This is a genomic window from Sorangium sp. So ce131 (genome assembly GCF_051519095.1).
Taxonomy (GTDB): Bacteria; Myxococcota_A; Polyangia; order Polyangiales; family Polyangiaceae; genus Sorangium.
The window spans coordinates 11,007,605-11,030,275 of sequence record NZ_CP150455.1 but is presented as its reverse complement, the minus strand read 5'-3'; the positions used below and the strand labels follow the sequence as shown (position 1 = coordinate 11,030,275).

General features: G+C 69.4%; 12 protein-coding genes. 10 read left to right on the top strand and 2 right to left on the bottom strand.

Going from position 1 to position 22,671, the window contains the following annotated elements:
- Positions 1–9 precede the first annotated feature (9 nt).
- The 7 genes from WMF43_RS40140 (at position 10) to WMF43_RS40110 (ending at position 12,437) form a co-directional block, all read left to right on the top strand.
- Entirely contained in the window at positions 10–549 is a 540-nt protein-coding gene (locus WMF43_RS40140) for a hypothetical protein (protein WP_437673166.1), read from the top strand.
- A gap of 24 nt (positions 550–573) precedes the next feature.
- Positions 574–1,848 (top strand): YcaO-like family protein, encoded by a 1,275-nt coding sequence (locus WMF43_RS40135; protein ID WP_437673165.1) that lies wholly within the window; start codon positions 574–576, stop codon positions 1,846–1,848.
- Entirely contained in the window at positions 1,845–3,041 is a 1,197-nt protein-coding gene (locus WMF43_RS40130) for a TfuA-like protein (RefSeq protein ID WP_437673164.1), read from the top strand. The genes WMF43_RS40135 and WMF43_RS40130 overlap by 4 nt, the downstream gene beginning before the upstream one ends.
- The gene (locus WMF43_RS40125) at positions 3,038–4,132 is read left to right on the top strand and encodes a hypothetical protein (protein ID WP_437673163.1); all 1,095 of its coding nucleotides are present in this window, start codon (positions 3,038–3,040) and stop codon (positions 4,130–4,132) included. Before WMF43_RS40130 ends, WMF43_RS40125 begins: the two co-directional genes overlap by 4 nt.
- Before the next feature lie 84 nt (positions 4,133–4,216).
- On the top strand, positions 4,217–7,555 hold the full coding sequence (locus tag WMF43_RS40120; protein ID WP_437673162.1) for an AAA family ATPase: 3,339 nt from the start codon (positions 4,217–4,219) through the stop codon (positions 7,553–7,555).
- 65 nt (positions 7,556–7,620) lie between these two features.
- Positions 7,621–11,373: a hypothetical protein gene (locus WMF43_RS40115; RefSeq protein WP_437673161.1), complete on the top strand. Its 3,753-nt coding sequence runs from the start codon at positions 7,621–7,623 to the stop codon at positions 11,371–11,373.
- An 83-nt stretch (positions 11,374–11,456) separates the two neighbouring features.
- Positions 11,457–12,437 carry a trypsin-like peptidase domain-containing protein gene (locus WMF43_RS40110; protein ID WP_437673160.1) on the top strand — a complete coding sequence of 327 codons (981 nt, stop codon included), beginning with the start codon at positions 11,457–11,459 and terminating at the stop codon, positions 12,435–12,437.
- A 121-nt stretch (positions 12,438–12,558) separates the two neighbouring features.
- Here WMF43_RS40110 and WMF43_RS40105 read toward each other — a convergent pair whose 3' ends face one another.
- The gene (locus WMF43_RS40105; RefSeq protein ID WP_437673159.1) at positions 12,559–15,186 is read right to left on the bottom strand and encodes a CHASE domain-containing protein; all 2,628 of its coding nucleotides are present in this window, start codon (positions 15,184–15,186) and stop codon (positions 12,559–12,561) included.
- Positions 15,187–15,340: 154 nt separating this feature from the next.
- Between WMF43_RS40105 and WMF43_RS40100 the strand changes: the two genes are divergently transcribed.
- Together WMF43_RS40100 and WMF43_RS40095 are read left to right on the top strand one after the other, a co-directional pair.
- Positions 15,341–16,288, top strand: coding sequence for a Uma2 family endonuclease (locus WMF43_RS40100; protein WP_437673158.1), 948 nt, complete (start codon positions 15,341–15,343; stop codon positions 16,286–16,288).
- Positions 16,289–16,810: 522 nt separating this feature from the next.
- Positions 16,811–17,533: a LamG domain-containing protein gene (locus tag WMF43_RS40095; RefSeq protein WP_437673157.1), complete on the top strand. Its 723-nt coding sequence runs from the start codon at positions 16,811–16,813 to the stop codon at positions 17,531–17,533.
- A 221-nt stretch (positions 17,534–17,754) separates the two neighbouring features.
- Here WMF43_RS40095 and WMF43_RS40090 read toward each other — a convergent pair whose 3' ends face one another.
- Positions 17,755–18,159 (bottom strand): hypothetical protein, encoded by a 405-nt coding sequence (locus WMF43_RS40090; protein WP_437673156.1) that lies wholly within the window; start codon positions 18,157–18,159, stop codon positions 17,755–17,757.
- Between the two features lie 447 nt (positions 18,160–18,606).
- On the opposite strand from WMF43_RS40090, the gene WMF43_RS40085 reads away from it, so the two are divergent.
- Positions 18,607–22,572, top strand: coding sequence for a serine/threonine-protein kinase (locus WMF43_RS40085; protein WP_437673155.1), 3,966 nt, complete (start codon positions 18,607–18,609; stop codon positions 22,570–22,572).
- Positions 22,573–22,671: the final 99 nt, after the last annotated feature.

Below are 22,671 nucleotides of genomic sequence, written 5' to 3'. Positions count from 1 at the left end.
TGGGCCCATGTGTCTCACCGCTGGGGCGAGCACGAGATTCCGCCGGAGATCCGTGCCAAGGCAGCCGAGCTCAAGCAGAACGGAAAGCCGGGCACGTTCGTGCGCTCCCTCGAGGGAGAGACGGGCGTCTACTTGATCTACGAGAAGAACATCAAGCCGCTCCCCGAACTCGCCGACGAGGAGGCGGCCTTCGCGCCCGGCAAGCAGCCGGGGAGCAACCGGGAGCTATCGCCGTACGACATTGTACTCTGCGCCAAGGGCGGCACGATCATCGCGGACAACGGTGATGTCTTCGAGACCCAGGAGGGCGATTACTTCGTGATCAAGTGCAACACCTGGGGTCGCTTCGTGACGGACCAGGCCACGCGCCCGCGGGAGGTGGAGACGACGAAGGAGGTGCTGCTCCTCCTCGAGGATCTTCACGGAAAGAACTTCCTCTCGATGACCCCTGACAAATCCGAGGCGCTCCCTTCCACGATGCCGATGCCCATCAAGGCGATCATACAAATCAACTGCTACGTGCTCAACCTGGCGCGGTTCAAGCGCTGATCTCTGAGCGAGCGACGAGGCGCCATGACCACCCACGAGCACGAACCCAGCGCGGCGGCCCCCGCCGACAGCCCCCCACCGGTGCCCAAGCGGTTTCTCTCCGGTACCCACCGCGCCATCTCCCCCGAGGAGACGATGGCCCGACTCCGACCGTTGATGCCTGTCATGGGCATCACTCGCGTCGCCGACGTCACCGGCCTCGACACGCTGGGCGTGCCGGTGGTCATGGTGACGCGCCCCAACGCGCGATCGCTCTCCGTCTCGCAGGGAAAGGGGCTGACGCTGGCAGCGGCGCGCGCCTCGGGCCTGATGGAGGCTGTCGAGCACTGGCACGCGGAGCGCGTGCAGCTGCCCCTCAAGTTGGGCACGGTAAACGAACTCCGCTTCCGTCACCGCCTGGTCAACGTGAGCGGCCTGCCGCGCCTCTCGATCGGCGCCTTCCACGACAACCTTCGGCTCTACTGGGTGATCGGGATGGACGTCATCGCCGGAGCCCCGACCTGGGTGCCGTTCGAGATCGTGCACACCGACTACTCGCTTCCGCTCCTGTCGGGGTCCGGTTCCTTCGTGATGAGCTCGAACGGGCTCGCCTCCGGCAATCACCCGCTGGAGGCCATCAGCCATGCGCTCTGCGAGCTGATCGAGCGCGACGCGGCGACCTTGTGGCGGCTGTCAAGCGAGGAGCACCAGCGCCGCACCCGGGTCGACCTCGCCACGGTGGACGACCCGGACTGCAGGGAGGTGCTCGACAGGTACAAGCGCGCCGAGATCGATGCGTACGTATGGGATATCACGTCCGATGTCGGCGTCCCCGCGTTCTCCTGCATCCTAGTCGACCGAGACCCGAACCCTCATCGTGCGATCGCGCCGATGGGCGGATACGGATGTCACCCCGCGAAGGAGGTGGCGCTCCTGCGCGCTCTCACCGAGGCGGCGCAGAGCCGGCTCACCGTGATCACGGGGGCGCGCGACGACGTGCGCGTCTCCGGGAACGGTCCAGACGAGGATCTCGCGGCGGCCCGCGGGTTCCTAGCGACGCATCGAGACGAACCTGCGGAGCGCAGCTTTCACGACGCGCCCCACCACGACGGAGACACGCTCGATGATGACGTCGCGTGGGAGCTCGACCGCCTGCGCGCGGCGGGGATCCACCAGGTCATCGCGGTCGATCTCACGCGGCCTGAGCTCGGGATCCCCGTGGTGCGCATGGTGGTCCCAGGCCTCGAGCCGCTCTACGACATTCCTGGCTACGTGCCCGGCGCCCGCGCGCGCCAGCGCCTCATGGAGTGCGCATCATGACGATCTACATCTTCACCGGGCCCACACTCTCCGCCGCGGAGGGGAAGAAGGAACTCGACGCCGTCTTCTTGCCTCCTGCGGCGCAAGGCGAGGTGTACCGCGCCGCGCTGGACAAGCCGGTTGCCATCGGGATCATCGACGGCTACTTCGAGCGGATTCCGTCGGTGTCTCACAAGGAGATCCTTTGGGCCATGGGGCAGGGGGTGCACGTCCTCGGCGCCGCGAGCATGGGAGCTTTGCGAGCAGCGGAGCTCTCGTCGTTCGGGATGGAGGGGGTGGGCGCCGTCTATGACGCTTATGCGCGCGGGGAGATCGAGGCCGATGACGAGGTGGCCGTCGTCCACGCGAGCGCCGAAGACGGCTACCGCCCCGCGAGTGAGGCGATGGTGAACCTCCGCGCCACGCTGCGCGCCGCCGAGGCCGCGGGCGTGATCCAGGGTGCGACGGCGGAGAGGATCGAGCATATCGCGAAGGGGATGTTTTACGCCGACCGGTGCTATCCCCTGCTCTTCCGGCACGCGGAAGAGCAGGGCGTCTCAACCGTCGAGATCCGAGCGCTGAGGAACTTCCTGCCGGAGGGCCGCGTCGACCAGAAGCAGATCGACGCCCGCGCGCTCCTCCGGGTCCTGCGCGAGCGCTTCACAGGCCGGGTACAGCCGAAGCCGGTCCGGTACCATTTCGAGGCCACGGATGCGTGGGAGCACATCCGCGATAAGGCCGATCGCACCGCCGTCGCGCCCGGCGCGGGTCGAACTGACCCGGCGATCGAGGAACTGAAGCGGTCGGACGGATATGCGGCCGCGCGTCGAGGGGCGCTCGCTCGGGCGCTCGCGCTGGAGGCGGCGCGGCGGCAGGGGCGGAGGTCCGAGGGAACTGCGCTGCGGGACGTCGTGGAGGCGCTCTGCCGGGACCGCGGTCTCTCCGGACCAGGAGAACTGGTGCGCTGGCTCGAGCAGCAGGGGGTGGTCGAGATCGAGCGCTTCTTGCAGGATGAAGCGCAGGTGCGATGGGCCGAGATCCTGTACGGCCCGGACGCGGACCGCTGCCTCGCGGATCACCTGCGCTCGACCGGCGAGTACGCCGCGCTCCGCGACCGCGCCCTGGCGCGCGAGCACGGCTGTGAGCGCGTTCGTCGCCTCTTAGGGCAGGGTGAGGAGCTGTCGTTTGCACGTGTGGGGAGGACAGAGCGATGAGCACTGCGGCCAAGGAGATGGTGAAGGGCGTCGGAGCGCTCGCCCTCGTCTGGCTGCTGGGGCAGGCCAGCGGCGCCGGGACGAGGAGCCAGGCAGCGAAGGCGTTGAATCCATTGCTCGTCGGTAGGTGGAGCGATGCAGAGCGACGAAATGCGTTCGAGGATGGGTACGCCGCGCTAGAGAGGGCGAAGCACATCCAATGCCCGAGGCGAGGCGCCATCGTGCTCACGGAGAGCGGCCGACGCGCCGGGCTCGAGGTGCTCGGCGTCGAGGCGCTCCCTGGCCGGGTGACTTGGAACACGATCAAGAGCCGGTATCTGACTCCGCGCTCGTTAGGCCTTCGAGCCCCTAAGACAAAGGCTGAGGTGGCGCGGATCGGCAAGAAGGAAGGTCTTATCGCTGCGGTTCTAGCGCACCGCCTCCAGTTGAGCGTGGGCGACTATCCTACGCTCAGACAGGTGCGAGACAGGCTGGCTTGGCGGGGGCTCGGCGTGGAGACCCGGGAGCCGTTCTCAATCAAAGCTGTTTCGACGCTGCTCGTAGGACGAACTCTAGGAATTTCGGGATCGCACGCGGTGGACGAGGTACTCGCGCTCGCAGTCGCGAACGCGGTGGGTGCGCGCCGGGCGGATACGGGGGAGATCCAGAGCGCGTTGATCTGGCAATGGCTGTACAGTACAGCAGCTGGACGAGCGGGCGGAGGCGCGAGCGCAGCAGCAACAAGCCGAGAGATGGGCGCGGAGCCAGGCGAGAAGACTCAGATATCCAGCCCCGTGAAGGGGGCCGCCTCACGCCACGAGGAAGAGGACAGCAGCGCATTCGCGGCGCGCGTAGTCGAGGTCGCGCGCGGCTCGGAGACCGGGCGCTTCGGACAGAACAAGGTGTTCATCTCGCATGTGTTCCGCAAGCTCGTGCAGATGGGCGACGTCGACGGCGACGCGGCAGCGTTCAAGGAGCGGCTCGTCGCGGCCCATCGCCAGGGGCTGCTCTCGCTGAGCCGCGCGGACCTCGTGGAGGCGATGGATCCGAAGGACACCGAGGCATCGGAGACACGCCATCTCAGCGCCACGTTCCACTTCGTGGTTGTCTAGCGATGTAGAGGTCGGTGCTCCTCCTTACGAGAGGATCTGCGGCGCCAGCAGTGGCAGGACATACAAAATAGGATGGGTGCCCCCATGATAGGTCGGGACGCGCTGCTCAGTGTGTTCATATCGAGCAAGAAGAAGGAAGTGTTCCATTCGGTGGAGCACCGCCACCAAATCTGGCGCGAAGATCCGTTCGACGTGGAGTCCGTGCACGACCGGGCGCGGCTGGAGTTTCAACGATTGCTCGCCCAGGTCACGACGCCGCCGGGGCTGGACTCCGGGCGCATCCTCCTGCTCATCGGCGAGTCGGGGAGCGGCAAGACGCACCTCGTCCGCTCGTTCCGGAACCATGTCCACGTCAACGGGCTCGGCTTTGTCGGGTACATGCAGATGACCACCACGGTGTCCAGCTACGGCCGCTACTTGGTGAGCAACCTGATTGACTCGCTCGACCAGCCCTATTACGAGTCGCTCGGCACTACCTCCGGGCTGCTCCGGCTCTCCAACGCCGTCGCAGCGCGGTGTGGAGACGCGGTAGCGATCGATTCGCTGTCTAACAGGGCTGATCTCGATCCCGACGCTGTGATCGAGCTGGTGGAGCGCGCCGCGGATCGGCTCATCTCACAGCCGCGCTACGCCGAACTCGACCTCGACCTCCTTCGCGCTCTGCTGTTTCTGCAGCGACAGGATCCGGCCCTTAAGAAGCGTGTCGTGAAGTACCTGCGCTGCGAGGAGCTCCCCGAGCGGGACGCCCGGCTGCTCGGCGGCATATCGCCGAAGCGCAGCGACGACGATGCGCAGAAGCTCGTCGAGCATCTCGGTCGGCTGATGTGGGCCCTCGATGCGCGCTCGCTCGTCCTCTGCGTCGATCAGTTCGAGGATCTCTATCAGCTCGAGGACGCCGAGGCGCGGTTCCGGCGCGTGATGACATCGCTGTGCGCCATCGCGGACCAGGTGCCATCATCCATCATCGTAATCGCATGCCTGGCGGATTATTACGACGTCGTCCGCACCCGGCTCACGCGCTCCACGCTCGATCGTATCGAGAACGATCCTCCGCCTGTCCGGCTCGTGAGCGGGCGGAGCGCCGAGGAGGTCGAGATGATCGTGCGCCAGCGGCTCAGGTATCTTTACGAGGCCTGTGGTGTCAAGCAGCCTGACGGCGACGTCGATCCGCTGTACCCGATCCCGCCCGCGTTCGTTCACGGGCTCTCTGGGCTGCGGATCCGGGACGTGCTCGACGAGTGCCGTACGTTCCGGGATGCGTGCATCGAAGCCGGTCGGATCGTGAAGCCGGTGCTCGCGAAACCCAGCACGCACAAGCGTGAGGACGACGATCGTAGTATCAAGGCCGCAAAAGAGCGGCTCGAGAGGGAGTGGAACGACTACCTGGCGCAGGCGCGGGAGGAGCGTCCCGAGACGGACGCAGAGCTCGCCGAGCTCTTCGGATGGGCGCTCAGGACGTGCGCCGACGAGCTCGAGAGTGGGTACCGCTTCGAGGTTAACGTCGAAGGCGAGCTCATCGATGTTCGTGTGATGGTCCCCACTCCAAAGGGAACGTACCGTCTTGGAGAGGAGATCTCCCTGGCGTTCTGCAACAAGGCTCCTCAGGGCGGTGGCCTCCGCGCGCAGTTCGACGCCGCCGTCAAGCGCGCCAAGCACCGGATCCCCGTGTTGCTCCGGTGCGGCGAGTTCCCGAGCGGACCGAAGTCGGCTCACGCGCTCGCGGACATCATCAAGAACAAGAGAGGGCGGAAGGCCGTCGTGGAAGACAGCGACTGGCGCAAGATCGCGGCTTTCCGGAGGTATCGCGAGGCGAAGCAGCAGCAGGAGCATTTCACGGAATGGCTTAGAGAGGAGAACCATCTCTCCCGGCTCTTGCCCCTGATCCACGTCCTCGATCTCGATCACCTCGATCGCTTCGAGAATGAGCCGGCCGTGCGAGGCGCAGCGACGACGCCGGCGCCGCCGCCTGTACAGCGGCTGAGGTCTGCCGAGCCCGGTACATCTGCGCCCACCTCCGCCGCCCCTGCGCGCGACGAGCCCAGCTCCCCAAGGAGCGCCGCGGCCCCGGAGCGCACCTCCGCTGTTCCGGCGCGTAATGAACCGGATGCCGCGGCGGGGGCGGGCGTGCCGGCTCGCTCGCAGGGCGGCGCGCCGCGCGACACCGCCGGAGAGATCGCGCTCGGGACTACCGGGGAGCTCGTCGTCCAAGAGCTCACGATGGAGGTCGAAGCGCTGACATCCCATGCGGCCTTCCTCGGCAGCACGGGGAGCGGCAAGACCACGCTGGCGCTCAACGTGATCGAGCAGTTGCTCCTCCGTGGCGTCCCCGCGATCCTCGTGGATCGGAAGGGAGACCTCGCCGCGTACGCGCGCGGCGCGCCTTGGCAGGAGCGCCATCCTGAGCCCGCGCTCGACAGCCGACGCCGGGCGCTTCGCGAGCGTGTCGACGTCGCCCTGTTCACGCCAGGCCATCGCGAAGGCAGGCCGCTCGCGATCTCGCTCATGCCGCGCGGCATCGAGAGTCTCAAGGACTTCGATCGCGATCAGGCCGCCGGTTATGCCGCTCAGGCGCTCGGCGATATGCTCGGCTACAAGGACACAAGAAGGGACAAGGCGCTCCGGGTCATCCTGACTCAGGCGTTCATGCTCTGCGCCGCGCACCGCGAGGCGGACAAGCTCGATCTCGAATTGCTGATCGCGCTCATCGCGGATGAGGATCCGGCGCTGATCGCCGCGCTAGGGCGGCTTGAAACCCGCCTATTGAAGGAGCTCGTGCAGCACCTCCAGACGCTGAAGCTCGGCTCCTCGGAGCTGCTGGCGTCGACCGGCGAGCAGCTCGAGGCCGAGCTGCTCCTCGGTCTCGGCCCGTTCGCTCGGCCCAACCGGACGCGGCTCAGCATCATCAGCACGAAATTCCTGGGCGACAACGCGAAAATCTTGTTCTGGGTCTCGCAGCTTTTACTCGCCCTGACCCGCTGGGCGACCCGTTCGCCCTCGCCGCAGCTCCAGGCCGTGGTCCTGTTCGACGAAGCAGACGTCTACCTGCCGGCGCAATCTCAGCCAGCGACGAAGCCACCGATGGAGAATCTGCTCCGCCGCGCGCGCTCCGGCGGTCTGGGCATCCTGCTCGCCACCCAGAGCCCCGGCGACCTCGACTACAAGTGCCGGGACAACGTCCGGAGCTGGTTCGCGGGGCGGATCACGCAAACGGTGGCCATCGATAAAATGAAGCCGCTGCTCAGCGAAGCACGGGTGAATGTCTCCGCCAAGATTCCCGGGCAGCGCGCGGGGGAGTTCCACCTACTCCAGGACGGGCGCGCTACGAGCTTCCGTGCCCATCGGAGCTTCCTACAGACCGAGCAAGTGCCGGAAGACGAGATCTTGAAGCTGGCTTCCCAGCGCAAGGGAGGGGCTGTCGCGTGAGGCGGCGCCGTCATCGAGTGCAGCGAGCCGAAGTGAACGCGATCATTTCGCACGAGGGATGAAGGGTGTACGGCTCAATCATCGATTTCGAGGACGAGTTCTCCCGGCACAGCCAGCTCTTCGCGCGCGAGGACGTGCTCGCGGAGCTCAGCCGCTGGCTCGTCGGGGACAAGCCGCTTCACCGCGGCTGGCTGCTGCTGCTCGGAGGGCCCGGCGTCGGCAAGAGCGCGATCGTCGCCAACCTGATCAAGCGGCTGCCCGCACCTGGCCCCCCCTATCACTTCATCCGGCGAGGGATGGAGGGGTTCGATCGTCCGGAGGTCGTCGTCCAGAACCTCTGCGCGCAGATCGAGCGGCTCTATCCGGAGCACTGTAGCGTCGATTTGCCGTCGGAAGTGCGTCTCGTAGAGCTCTTGAAGCGGCTATCGAAGAAGGGATTCGTTCATCGCGACCGGCGGTTGCTCCTAGTGATCGACGGGCTAGACGAGGCGGCCGGCGATAACCCGCTTCCGCGTTTCCTGCCGCGCGTGCTACCGCCAGGGGTCGTCGTATTGTGCGCCTCGCGACCGCTCTACCCCGATCTGAGCTGGCTGGAGCAAGACGGTGTCCAATCGATCAATTTGAACGACGGGATCTGGTCTGCCTCCAACGAGGCGGCATGCCTGCGCTTCTGGGAGCACCACGCCGCGGAGTTCACGCCGCCTCTCAGCCCCGATTTCATCGATGAGGCAGTGCGCCGGTGCGAGGGGAATCCGCTCTACGCGGTCAAGCTCAGAGACTGGCTCAGGATGCAGCCGCCCGAGCGCCGAGTGGCGGGCGCGATACCTTACGGACTCGACGCATTCCTCACGCAGATCTGGACCGAGCTGAACGCCCTCGACAGCACGCGACGCGCCCTTGTGATGGACGGATTGGGCCTCGCTTGCGCCGCCCGCGAGGCGCTTCCGGCATATCTTTTCCGCGAGCTCCTCAAGTGGCCGACGACGATGGAAGTCGAGGAGTTCCTGCGGGTGACGCGGCCCTTCCTTCTTGAGAAGCCAGCGCACTGGCACAAGGGCGAATCGGCATTTCAGCCGTTTCACGCCTACTTTCGTGAGTTCATCTCCAGCAAGCTTGGAGGCTCCGTGGTCCGGGAGCATCACCTTCGCTTGATGAAGACGCTCGCTGCATGGCCGTCTAGCGGGCGTGATCCCTTCCAGCGCGCGTATGCCCTTCGACACGCGGTGGCGCACCGGATCGAGGCTGGCGAAGTTCGCAGCGCTCAGCGCCTCTGCACGAACCTCGACTACTTGAAGATGAAGTTTCGCGAGATCGATGGGCCCGCCGCCGGACCGGACCCTGCGGGCAAGGGCAGAGAGCTCGGCGTCACCTCGGCCGAGCGCGACCTCGAGGCGACCGTCCGCGCTTCTGAAGGGAGCGAGTCCGTCGATCTCGCGGCCGTCCTCACGGCCGTGAGCGCTGAGGCGATCCGGCTGGGTGCTGACCCGGAGTCGCTGCCGATCCTTGTCTACAACCGCCTGCGCTGCGCGGGCTGGTCGGTCGAGAGGATCAAGGGAAGGCTTCGTTTCGGCGAGGGACTCCCGGCGCTTCGGCTGGTGCACGGCGTTCGGCTCGGGCCTACACGGCTCCGCTCGTTCCGTGGACACGAAAGGCCGGCGGTCGCCTGCGTCGTCACGCCTGACGGCGCCCATGTCCTCTCCGCATCGTCGGACGGCACGCTACGCCTGTGGTCGCTCGGGTCGGGGGCCTGCATCGCGGAGCTGCGCGGGCACCAAGGCGAGCTCACGGCGTGCGCGATCACGCTCGACGGCAGCATGGCGGTCTCCACGTCCACCGACGCGACCGCGAAGATCTGGGATCTCAGTAAAATGCAATACGTCAGGTCCTTCGACAACGAGGGCCGCGGCGCGACCGCGTGCGCCGTGAGCCCGGACCGTCGGCGCGTCGCGATCGGCTCTGATGACGGGACCCTCCAGGTCGTGGATCCCGCATCGGGCGAGTGCGTCTCGAAAATGGATGGCCATACCGACTACATTACGGCGTGCGTGGTGACCCCCGATGGCGAGCTCCTCATCTCCGCGTCGCGCGATGGCTCAGTGCGGGCATGGAAGATAGCGTCCGGCGAGCTCGTTCACACGCTGGAGCACGAGGCGCACGGCACCACGCCTGTTCGTGGAGGTTTGAAGGAGCAGCATTGGATCACGGCGATTGCGCTGTCGTCCGACGGAGCGCAGCTCGTCGCTGCGGCAGGGGACGGGACCGTGACGGTGTGGGACCTCGTCTCCTGTCGCCCCGTGCAATGCTTTGGGACGGGGCAAGGCCGCATGGATGCTTGTGCAATCCTGCACGAGGGTCGCCATCTCCTCTGTGGGATGGCGGACGGGGCCATCCTTGTCTGGGAGCTCGCGACGCCGCGGTGCATCCGCCGTGTGGAAGCGCACGCGGCCGCGGTCTCGGCGTGCGCGGTGACTTCGGATGGTCGCCGCGTTGTATCGGCCTCGTACGATCGGACCCTCGCTCTCTGGGAAGTCGGCGGGCCGGAGACCCTGGTGCCCCACGATGAGCACGAGGCGGCCGTTACGGCGTGCGCAGCCACGCCGGACGCGGCAGTTGTAATGTCTGCCTCAGAGGACCGAAGCGTCAAGCTCTGGGACGTCGCGACTGGCGCGTGCCGCGAAACGCTGCGCGGGCATGCGGATCTCGTGACCGCGTGCGCGATCTCCGCCGACGGGCGCCGCGTGCTTTCGGGAGCGCGCGATGGCAGCCTCCGGTTGTGGATCCTCGCCGCCCGTCAACGTGTGGAGGAGCTTGCCGGCCACGCTGGGCTCGTGAGCGGCTGCGCCATCGCGCCCGACGGACGCATGATCACCGCCTCACACGACGGAACGCTGCGGATATGGAGCCCTGGGAGCAGAGGACGCCCGATGGTGCTCAAACACGGTGCCCCCGTGGATGGCTGCTCGATTTCACAGAACGGTGATCATGCTCTCTCGTTCTCGCGCCTCGGAACGGTGAAGGTTTGGGACCTCAAGTCCGGTCGTTGCAAGCCGCTCCACGTCAAGTTCGCCACGCCGATTCTCGCAGGCACTTTGACGCCGGATGGACGCAGCGCCGTGCTCGCACTAGAGAACGGCGAGATCGAGGTGTGGAATGTTCTCCGCCCCTGGCGCATTTCCGTGCTCAGTGGCCACCGTGGGAGGGTCTTCGGCTGCGCCGTGTCACCGGATGGCGTAAAGGTCATATCGGCCTCTGAAGACAGGACAATTAGAGTGTGGGATCTTCATATGGGCGTCTGCCTTGGGACGTTGCATGGAACGTCATTGTTTCGATGCGTGGCGGCGACGAACAAGCTGATCTGCGCTGGCGATCACGAAGGAAATGTCTGGATGGTCGCCGCCGACCCTGAGCCGGTGAATGAGGATACGAGGAGAGACTCGGCGCCGAGCGAGAGCTCGCGGCCACAGAAACCGGCGAAGCGTGGGTCACGACCTGGAGGTGAACCGTTAATAACGCTTCGCTCCTTGTCGTCGCGTATTGATCCCAAGGCGAGCGCAATGCGCGAACGGCGCCTCTCAACGTTGTCCGGAGTGTTGGCTGGTCTATACCATAGTGCGGAGCATGTGTGCCTTGTCGCCGGAGAGGCAGGCATCGATGTGAGGCGAATTAGTCTGAGCGGTAGCGCTATTGTTGTCTGGTATGCAGTCGTTAAAGAGGCGGAGAAATTGTGCGCACTTCCTGCGCTGGTGAGGCGTCCCCTGATGGATTACCCTGAAAATTCTGAGCTTCTCAGCGCTGCCCGTGCGCTCGGTCTCATCTAGCGATCCCGTGAATTGGAGTGATGCGCCCGCGGGGGGCGGAGCCTGTAACTGCAGAAATGGTATAGAGCATGAGACTTGGGGACATGTTGCGTGACGGCCGCACCCGAGCGGCGTTCCGGGAAGCGCTTGCAAGGAAATACCCGACCGTCGACGAGGCTCGCGCCTTCGTGGACAAGGTAGGTCTGAACGCCATCCGGATTAGCTTCAGTAACCGCGCCGATCTCACTTGGTTCAGCATCCTGGAGGAGGCCCTCAAACAGGGAGAGCAGCAAATATTGGCGATCCTCAATCTCGCTCTTGAAGAGTATCCTGACGACCACGGGCTGCGGTGCCTGCTGAACGGTTCCGCGCCGCGCTACGCCGAGGGGCCGGACATCGCCTCCCTCGGCTGGCGAGGCCGTTCAGGTCAGCCCTTCGAGAAGCTCATTGGAAAGCAGAGCTCGCTCGTTCCGGTGAGCTTCCTGGACGTGGGGCTGTCCCGAGCGCGCGCCGTGGCGCGGGTCAAGGGTGACGACGGCACGCTCGGTACAGGCTTTCTCATCGCAGGAGATCTCCTGGTCACCAACCACCATGTCCTCTGCTCCCGGGAGGCGGCCGCGGCGACCAGCATCCAATTCAACTACCAGAGGACAGCAGACGGGCGTGACGCACAGGTCGAGGAGCTCCGCCTGGATCCAGGAGCATTTTTCTCAACTTCCATCGAGGACGATTGCACCATCGTGAAGGTGGCTGGCAATCCGTCTGCCCGCTGGGGAGCCATCGAGCTCGAGCCGGCCATGGTTCAGGTGGATGATCGCGTCAACATCATCCAGCACCCGGGCGGAGAGCAGAAGCAGCTGTCCTTCTTTCATAATCTGGTCATGTATGTAGGGGAGGGGCGCGTCCAGTACCTGACCGATACGCTGCCCGGTTCGTCGGGGTCACCAGTCTTCGACAGGGATTGGAAGCTCGTCGCCTTGCACCACAGCGGCGGATGGATCGCCGAGCCGGGCTCCAAGGAGCGCTTCTACCGCAACGAGGGGATACTCGCCGAGCGATTGATGAAGGTGCTCCACGCGAGGTGATGAGCAGCGTTCGAGCTACGCGCATGGCGGAACCGATGCAGCGCGCCGACCTGTCGTAGATCCAGTCCCCCTCGCCCAGCGTCACCGACCATGGGTGCCGTACGTGGTGGGGTCGACCGCATCACGGCGTCTCCCCCGCCTCCCGCGCCTCCTCCACGTAACTCCGGATCATCGCCCGCAGCTTCTTGATCTGGAACTCCCCCCCGAGCCGCCGTATCTTCGCCACGAACGGCCCGAGCCGCGGGTCGTCCCGCTCGAGCACCGCCGCCCGCTCGAGCAGCGCCTTCACCCGCCCCTTGTCCGCCAGGTCGAGCAGCGCCGCGAGCGCCTCCGCCGGCGGCGCGACGATCTCTCCTTCCCCCGCGACCCCCGCGAGCCCCTCTCCCTCCCGCGCCCCCCCGGGCGCTGCCCCCGTCTCCTGCTCGTAGATCCACGCGATCCCGAGGTGCCGCCGCAGCTTGTCGAGCAGCTCGTCGGCGCGCACCGGCTTGGCGAGGAAGTCGTCGCCGCCCGCGCTCAGGCTCCGGTGCTGATCCGCCTCGAAGACGCTCGCCGACGACACGATGATGACGAGCCGGCGCCGCTCCGACGCCTCCCGGAGGCGCCTCACCACCTCGATGCCGTCCATCCCTGGCATCAATAGGTCGGTGATCACGACATCCGCCTCGATCTCCGCCACCCTGGCGAGGCCTTCCTGCCCGTCCGCGGCCGCCGCGACCTCGAACCCGAGCGGCGTGAGCAGGTCCACCAGCACCGCCCGGTTCTCGGGCCGATCGTCGACCACGACCACCTTCTTCCGCGGCCCCTCGTAGCCCACCACCCTGCCGCGGGCGACGACCGCGGCGGCCTGCGCCCACGCCTCCGCCTCGGGCAGCCGCACGTCGAACCAGAACGTGCTGCCTCTCCCCGGTTCGCTGCGCACCTGGATCGCGCTGCCCATCAGCCCCACGATCCGCTGGCTGATCGCGAGCCCGAGCCCGGTCCCCTCGACGGCCCGCCGCCCGGTCCCCACCTGCTCGAACGGCAGGAACAGCCGCGCCGTCTGCGCCGCGCTCATGCCCGCCCCGGTGTCCTCCACCTCGAACCGCAGCGCCCGCGCGGCCCCGGCCTTCCGCTGCGCCGGCGCGCCGTCGAGCGCGAGCACCCGGAAGACCACCCGCCCGGTCTCGGTGAACTTCACCGCGTTGCCGAGCAGGTTGAACAGCACCTGCAGCAGGCGCTTCTCGTCCCCGTGCACGGCGGCCGGCAGATCGCCCGCCTGCTCGTGGACGAACGCGATCCGCTTCTGCTCGGCGCGCACCCGGAAGACCTCGACGAGGCCCTGGACGAACGACTGGAAATGGAACGCCCTCGGGAGGAGCTCCATCTTCCGCGCCTCGATCTTGGACAGGTCGAGGATGTCGTTGATGAGCGTCAAGAGGTGCGTCCCGCAGTGCTGGATCACCGAGATCCCCTGCGCCTCCCGCTCGCAGAGCGGCCGCGACCGCGCGAGGATCTGCGCGTAGCCGAGGATCCCGTTGAGCGGCGTCCGGAGCTCGTGGCTCATGTTCGCCAGGAACTCGCTCTTCGCGAGGTTCGCGGCGTCGGCGGCCTCCTTCGCGACCTTCAGCTCGGCGGTGCGCTCCTCCACGCGGATCTCGAGCAGCTGCGCCTGCTCGCGGAGGCGGTTCTCGCTCTCGCGCAGGTCGGCCGTCATCTGCGTCGCCAGCGCCATCGCCCGGCTGCGGGACGAGGCCAGCGACCAGGTGATCCAGAAGAGCAGCAGGCCGACCGCGGCGCCGAGCGCGAGCACCGTGGCGGGCAGGCGCTGGCCCGCGCCGATGTGCACCCCCGGGCGGCTGCGGAACGAGAGCAGCCAGGTCTGCCCCGCGATGTCGATCGAGAGCTCCCGGCTGTAGCGCGGCCGCGTCGTCGCTCTCCCGGTCCCCTGCGCGCCGGGCTCGCCGCCGTACATCAATTGGCCCTGGCAGGTGATCGTCAGGTCGAACATCTGCCGCACCGCGGGGGAGAGCGTCTCGTCGACCACGCTCGCCGCCCGGAAGGGCGCGTACACGTAGCCGATCAGCGCCGCCCGCCGCTGCGCGACGGTGTCCTGGGGCAGGTCGCCCCGGAACAGCGGCAGCGCCACCGTGAACCCCGGCGCCTTCGCGGCGTCCTGCACGAGGATGATCCGCCCGCTCGCGGCGGCGCGCCCGGTGTCCCGCGCCGTCTCCAGCGCCACGCGGCGCGCCGGCTCGGAGCCGAGGTCGAGCCCGATGACCTGGCGGTTCTTCGCGACGGGCTCGAGGTACTCGATGACGAAGTGCTCGGGGCGCTCGCCGGCCGGCCTGATCGCGAAGCGCTCGTACGTCGCCTCGGCCGGCCCCCGGGTCCGCCGCACCTCCTCCTCGTAGGCGGCCTTCTCCTCCCCGCGCACGTAACGCACGAACCCGACCCCGTTGATGCCCGCGTAGTGCCGCGGCAGATCGAGCGTCTCCACGTAGCGCTTCCACTCCGGGTAGCTCACCTCGCGCATGGCGGCGAAGAGCCCCTGCGACGCCCTCAGCCCGTGGATGTACGTCTCGATCCGGTGCGCGAGCGTCTCCGTCGCCTCCCGGGTCTGGCTGTCGAAGTAGGCCCGGGTCTCGTCCTCGACCTTCTGTCGCACGTAGCGGAACACCAGCGCCGTGGCGGCCAGGCTGAGGAGCAGGACGAGGATCGCGCTCCGCGCCTGCTGCAAGATCCGCGTCGGACGAGCCCCAGACAGCATGTCTTGCCGGGAGCATACCGGAGCCGGCGGCGGGATCCGCGCGCAGCGCGGCCGCGTTCGGTGCTAAGGTCTCCGCATGGTCCAACCCTCCTCGGGAACGCCGCGGCCCCCCGGCCCCCCGCTGGTGGCGCCCACGGAGGAAGAATGGCGCGCGATGACGCCGGCGGAGCGCGAGCGCCTGCTGGTGCAGATCCTCGACGCCCTGTCCGATCCGCGGCGCGCCATGGCCGAAGGCCGGCCTCACCACAAGGCCAAGGGCCGGGCGATCGACATGCTCACCCTGCATTTCGGCTCGACAGGGCGCGTCATCTACCTGGCCGAGGAGCTGGCGGTCCTTTACCCGGGTGAGGACGTGTTCGTCCCGGATATCCTTGCGGTGCTGGACGTGCCGCAGCCCGAGGACGATCCGCGGATGGCGTGGGTGGTGGCCGAAGAGGGCAAGGGCCTCAGCCTGGTCCTGGAGGTGCTCCATCAGGGCAACCGAAACAAGGATCTGGTCGCCAACGTCGAGTTTTACGCCCGCCTGCGCATCCCGGAGTATTTCGTCTACGACCGGCTCCGCCAGCAGGTCCATGGATACCGCCTGCCGGGTCCGGACGCCGCGCGTTACCAGCGCATCGTGCCGCAGATGGGCCGTTATCCTTCGGCGGTGCTGGGGCTCGACCTGGCGGTCAGCGGCGGCAAGCTCCGGTTCTTCCAGGGCATGGCCGAGCTCTTCGGTTCGGCCGATCTGATCGACCGGCTCCAGGGCATGATGACCGATCTGGAGGCGAGGGCCGAGCAGGCGCAGGCGCAAGCCGAGCAGGCGCAGGCGCAAGCCGAGCAGGCGCAGGCGCAAGCCGAGCAGGCGCAGGCGCAAGCCGAGCAGGCGCAGGCGCAGGCCGAGCAGGCGCAGGCGCAGGTCGAGCAGGCGCAGGCGCAGGCCGAGCAGGCCATGGAGGGCCTGCGAGGGGGCATCCTGACGGCGCTGAGCATGCGCGGGATCCCGTGCTCCGACGAAGCGCACGCCCGCGTGCTCTCCTGTCAGGAGCCGGCGACGCTGCAGCGGTGGCTGCTCCGGGCGATGAGCGCCGGCAGCCTCGCCGACGTCTTCGCCGAGTAGCGAGCGCCTGCGGCGCGGCGCCGGCGCCGTGGTGGTCTGTCTCCTCCGGGGAGCAGCAGGGGTGATAACGCTCCCGGCGCCGCGCTGGGCGCTGCGCCGCTTCACGCCTCGTCCTCGTCGCGCTCGGCCCTCGTGAAGGCAACTCAGGAGATGTACTGGACCCAGCGGAGAGAGGACATGAAGATGTCCACGCGATCTATGCCTCTGGGGTACATTTTTCCCTCCGCGGCGCACGCAGGAGAGCTCAGGGGCGTGCCAGTCCCACTCGCCCTCCATGAATCGAACCATCGTGCGGGTCCTGGTGACATGGAGCGACGTATTGAGCTACGCTGGCATCTAAGGTAGATCCTGATGCTTTGCTCTTTACTTCGATTGACGGTTCGCCTGGCCGGAACGGCCCTTGTTCCGCTCTGGCTATCGAGTTGTACCCTGCATGCCGGTGGCACCGGCGCAGAGGATCCAGGACAGCCAGACGAGGCCGGAGCCACGGGAACGGACACGGGTCCAGGCGCGGGCCCGGGCGTGGGCGCGGGCCCAGGCGTGGGCGCCGGCCCAGGCGCGGACACGGACCCAGACACGGACGAACCGGAACAGCCCCCTCTCCCCACACAGCCTCCTCCGCCCGGCGAGGATCCCCCCGCGCTGTGCGACGCGGCAGACGCGTCGCTCATCGCCTGCTTCCCGTTCGAGGGGAGCCCCGACGACGGCTCGGCGAACGGCTTCAAGCCCGTCAGGTGGCGCGATCTGAGCTATGTGCCTGGCAAGGACGGCCAGGCGCTCCAGCTGGGGCGGCGCGGCGACCTCCGTTTTCGCCACGACGATGCGTGGACCGCGCCCGCCATGACCATCGATGTCTGGATCAACCCGGCTTCCCTCCCGGAGAGCTCGCGATATGCCGTGATCGACAGCGGCGGGAAGCCGTCCATCTTCCTGATGCCCGGCGGCGTGGTCCGCTGCACCGTCGGAGTCGAGAGGAACGTCCCCGCCTTCGTCGTCCCGGGGAAGTGGACGCACATCGCCTGTCTCTCGGACGGCCAGACGCAGATCCTCTACGTGAACGGCGTCGAGGTCGACCGGAGCCCCTCTGGACCGGTGCTCGCCGAGGGGGAGCAGCCGATCCATATCGGCTCCGACGAGCCCTCCGGCGGGAACGAGTTCGACGGGCTGATCGACAGCCTCCGCGTCTTCGGCCGGACGCTCACGCCGCGAGAGGTCTGCGCCGCCGCCGGCAACGACGGCTGCTGACCGGCGCGCCGCTCGCGGGGACCGCGCGTCGCGAGGGCTCAAGGCCGCTGCGGCACGAACGCCCGCGGCCGCTGCGGCGCACAGGCCCCGCGACGGCACGAAGACGCGGCGGCGGCCTTGCGGGGCGAGCGCGGGAGGGGAAAACGGCGAAGCCCCCGGCGGAGAGCGCCGGGGGCTGCGAGGTGAAACGGAGCTCAGCGTGAGGGGAAGGGAAGGACGCCTCAGAAGGCGGCGTCGCGGAGGTTCGCCTTGTAGTCGGCCTTGTACAGGTCGTGGCAGGCCTTGCAGCTCGCCTTGGCGCCGTCGATGTCGCCCTTCTTGGCCTTCTCGGCGCCCTCCTTCGAGATCGCGGCCCACTTCGGCATCCCGGGCGGCGGCTTCGCCGCCACGTACTCCAGCGCCGACGCGATCTTCGCGCCGTCGCCGCTCGTGGTCGCCGACTGCATCACCGTCTTCATCCAGCCCTGCATCGGACAGGCCTTCTGTCCCTTTGCACCGCAGGCGAACTCCTTCTTCGCCGCGCCCTCGGCGACCGACGCGGGGACGTCCGTCGCCCCGCCCGCAGCCCACGCTGCCCCAGCGAAGCCAATGCCGACGCCCATCAACACCGCACTGAAAAGCTTCATGCTCATCGACATCCGACGTCTCCTGTATGTGAGGCCAAGCTTGCTGAGTACATCGCAGCTCCCACGAGCGCTGTCAACAGGGGCTGAGGACATTGGCGGGCTGATCGCTCGCGCCCGGGATGGACCGGACGTGCGCGGGACGTCGGCGCGGAAAATCTTCATCGATGACGTTGTCCGCGCCCCGTCGCCGCGGCCGCTGGCGCGCGCGTTGACGCTCCGCGGCGCACGCTCCGCGGCGCACGCTCCGCGGCGCACGCTCCGCGGCGCCGGCCGCGCGCGGCGGTCACCGCGGCGCGGAACGACTGTGAGCGCGATCACGGCTTGTCCTCGGGCGCGCGTGGCCGCGCGAGGCGGCGTGTCGGTCGCGCGCGCACCGTCCGGCGCCGGAAGCGGGCGGACCGCGCCGAACCGGCGGCGCGCGTGATATCGCTGGATCGACGGCGGCTGATGCGCGCGGGAGAGATCGTCGGCGAACGGTTCGAGGTCGAGGGCCTCGCGGGCTCGGGGGGCATGGGGCACGTCTACCGCGCGCGCGACCGGCACACCGGCGACACGGTGGCGCTCAAGGTGCTTCGCACCGCCGGCCAGAGCGAGCTCACCCGCTTCTCCCGCGAGGTGCAGGCGCTCGCGTCGCTGCGCATCCCCGGCGTCGTGCGGTACATCGCCCACGGCGTCACGGCGGACGGCCAACCGTACCTGGTCATGCAGTGGGCCTCCGGCGAGACGCTCGCCCAGCGCGTCGCGCGCAGGGGGCTCACCCCGGTCGAGAGCGTCGAGGTCGCCGCGCGGGTCGCCGAGACGCTGGGCGCGCTCCACGCGCAGGGCGTCGTGCACCGCGACCTCAAGCCGAGCAACCTGCTGCTCATCGACGGGCGGCTCGATCGGGTGATGGTGCTCGATTTCGGGATCGCGCGCATCCGCATCGACCAGCAGCTCACCATGCCGGGCACCGTCCTCGGGACGCCCGAGTACATGGCGCCGGAGCAGGCGCGCGGCGACCCGACCGTCGACGCCCGGGTCGACGTGTTCGCGCTCGGCTGCGTGCTCTTCCGGTGCCTCACCGGGCGCCCCGCGTTCCAGGGCGCCGGCACGCTCGCGGTGCTGGTCAAGGTGCTGCTCGACGAGCCGCCGCGCCTGCGCGAGCTCTGCCCCGAGCTGCCCGAGGCGCTCGACGCCCTCGTCGCCAGCATGCTCGCCAAGCAGCCGGCCGAGCGCCCCCGCGACGGCGCCGCGGTGGCCGAGGCGCTCGGCGCGATCGACCTCCGCGGCATCGAGGAGGCGGCCGGCTGGGCGCCCGCCGTGGCGGCGGCGCGCGGCCTCACGCTCACGAGCAGCGAGCGGCGCGTCGTGTGCCTCGTGCTGGCGCACGAGCGCCCCGGGCCCGAGGACGCCACGCGCCTCCAGGAGGAGGAGCTCGCGCGGGCCGAGGAGCTGCGCGCGCTGGCGGCGCGGTACCAGGGCCAGATCGAGCTGATCGACGCGAGGTCGCCGCTGCTCGTGCTGACGAGCGCCGAGGAGGCCACCGACCTCGCGGCGCACGCGGCCCGCTGCGCGCTGTCGCTCCAGGCGCTGCTCGCCGGCGCGCCGGTGGCGCTCGTGACCGGCCGGGCGGAGCTCGCGCCGCGGCTGCCGCTCGGCGAGCTCATCGACCGCGCGGTCCAGCTGCTCCCGTCCCGCGCCGAGGCGGCGCCCGCGGCCGCGGTGCGGATCGACGAGGTCACCGCGGGCCTGCTCGGCGGCCGGTTCGAGACGAGCCGCGAGGGCGGCGCGCTCTTCCTGCACGGGGCGCGGGACGACCTCCGGCCGGCGAGCCCCCCGGCGCTGCTCGGCAAGCCGATGGCGTGTATCGGCCGCGAGCGGGAGCTCTCGGTGCTGAGCGCGGAGCTCGGCCGGAGCATCGAGGAGTCGACCTCGGGGGCGCTGCTCGTGGTCGCGGCGGCGGGGATGGGCAAGTCGCGGCTGCGGCAGGAGTTCATCGAGAAGCTGTCGGCCCGCGAGGCGGCCGGGGCCGGCGGGGCGGCCGGGGCCGGCGAGGCGGCCGGGGCCGGCGGGGCGGGAGGCGCCCCCGCGCGCCGCGTGGAGGTCTGGCTCGGCCAGGGCGACCCGATGAGCTCCGGGTCGGCGTTCGGGCTGCTCTCGCGCGCGCTGCGGGGCGCGATGGGCATCGTGGACGGCGAGCCGCTCGAGGAGCGGCGGCGCAAGGTGCGGGAGCGCGTCGCGCGGCACCGGGAGCTCGACGTGGGGCGGGTGAGCGCGTTCCTCGGCGAGCTGCTCGGCGCGCCGTTCCCGGACGACGACATCCAGGTGGGCGCGGCGCGGCGCAACCGGCAGCTCATGGGCGACCAGCTCCGGCTGTCGTGGGAGGACTTCATCCGGGCCGAGTGCGCCGAGCGCCCCGTGCTGCTCGTCCTGGAGGACCTCCAGTGGGGCGACCTGCCGACGATCACGATGGTGGAGGCGGCGCTCCGGAGCCTGAAGGACCTGCCGTTCCTGGTGCTCGGGCTGGGCCGCCCCGAGGTGCACGAGGTCTTCCCGGGGCTCGCGCAGGGCCGGTTCGGCAACCAGCTGCTGCTGCCGCCGCTGACGCGGCGGGCGAGCGAGCGGCTGGTGCGCGAGGCGCTCGGGAGCGAGGCGAGCGCGGAGCTCGTGAAGATGCTGGTGGACCGGGCGGACGGCAACCCGTTCTTCCTGGAGGAGCAGGTCCGCGCGGTGGCGGCGGGCCACGGCGCCGACCTGCCCGAGACGGTGCTGGCGATGGTGCAGGCGCGCATCGAGGCGCTGGACGCGGAGGCGCGGCGGGTGCTGCGGGCGGCGAGCGTGTTCGGCCAGGCGTTCTGGCCGAGCGGGGTGAGCGCGCTGCTCGGCGGCGCCGGGGTCACGCGCTGGCTGTCGGAGCTGGAGCGGCGCGAGGTGATCCACCGGCGCGGCCCCGGGCGGCTGCGCGGCGAGGTCGAGTACCGCTTCCGCCACGCGCTCGTGCGGGAGGCGGCGTACGGGATGCTGACGGAGGCCGACCGGCGGCTCGGCCACGCCCTGGCCGGCGCCTGGCTCGAGGGCGCGGGCGAGCCGGACGCGATGGCGCTCGCCGAGCACTTCGAGCGCGGCGGCGTGCCCGAGCGGGCGGCGGCGGCGTACCTGCGCGCGGCCCAGCACGCCCTGGAGGGCAACGACCTCGGCGCCGCGGTCGCGCGGGCCGAGCGCGGCCTCGAGTGCGCCCCGGAGCCCGCGGTGGTGGGGGCGCTCCGGCTGGTCCAGGCCGAGGCCCACGTCTGGCGCGGCGACCTCGCGCTCGCCGAGCAGCGGGGAACGGAGGCGGTGGAGCACCTCGATCCCGGCTCCGCCCCGTGGTTCGCGGCCATCGCGCAGGTGGTCGCCGCGGCGGGCAAGCTGGGGGGCTTCGACCGCGTCGAGCGGTGGATGGGCGCGGCCGCGGCCACGCCCGCCGCCGAGGGCGCGGACAGCCTGAAGAGCACCTGCCTCTCCATGGGCGCGGCGGCGCTGGCCTTCGCGGGCCGCCCCGCCGTCGTCGACGCGCTGATCGCGGCGGTGGAGCGCGCGCTCCACGACGGCTCGGCGGCCTCGGCCGAGGTGGCCGCGAGCCTGCACCAGGCGCGCGCCTTCCGCGCCATGAGCGGCGGAGATCCCGGCGCCTGCGTGCTCGGCCTGGAGGCCGCGCTCGCGGCGTACGAAGAGGTCGGCGACCGGCGCAACGCCTGCATCACCCGCGCGAACCTCGGCTACGCCTACGGCGAGCTCGGCGATTTCGGCGGCGCCGAGGCGGCGCTCCGGTCCGCGCTGGACGCCGCGGACCGGATGGGCCTCCACGAGGTGGCGGCGGCGACCCAGGCGAGCCTGGGGCAGGTCCTCGCCTACCGCGGCCGCCTGGCCGAGGCGCGCGCCGTCGAGGAGGTGGCGCTCGCGTCGAGCCAGCGCCTCGGCGACCCGCGCGCCGAGGTGGTGTCGCGCTCCTACCTGGCGAAGATCGCCCTGCTCGGGGGAGATTTCGGCGCCGCGGAGCGCGAGGCGCGCCTCGCCGAGACGCTGGAGAGCGCGTCCCCGCTGCGCGTCGCGGCCACCGCGATCCGCGCGAAGGCGCTGCTCGGCCTCGGGCGCGCCGGCGAGGCGCTCGAGGCCGCCGGCGAGGCGCTGGCCGCGCTCGAGTCGCTCGGCGGGCTCGAAGAGGGCGAGTCGATGATCCGGCTGGTGTACGCCGAGGCGCTCTCGGCCGCCGGCGACCCGGCCAGGGCCGCCGCCGCGATCGCCGCCGCGCGCGACAAGCTGCTTGACCGGGCCGAGAGCGTCCGCGACCCCGAGTGGAGGAGGCGCTTCCTCTCCCTCGTTCCCGACAATGCCCGCACACTGGCGCTCGCGGAGCAGTGGGTCGGAGCAGAGCGCTCCTGTCATCACGGCTGAATCCGCACCGGACGTGCAATTTAAGGGCTGACAGACGCGCGCGTTCGCCGTACCCTGTAAATTGACGTGGAGAGTTCCCGGCGGTCGTCGTCCCGCGAC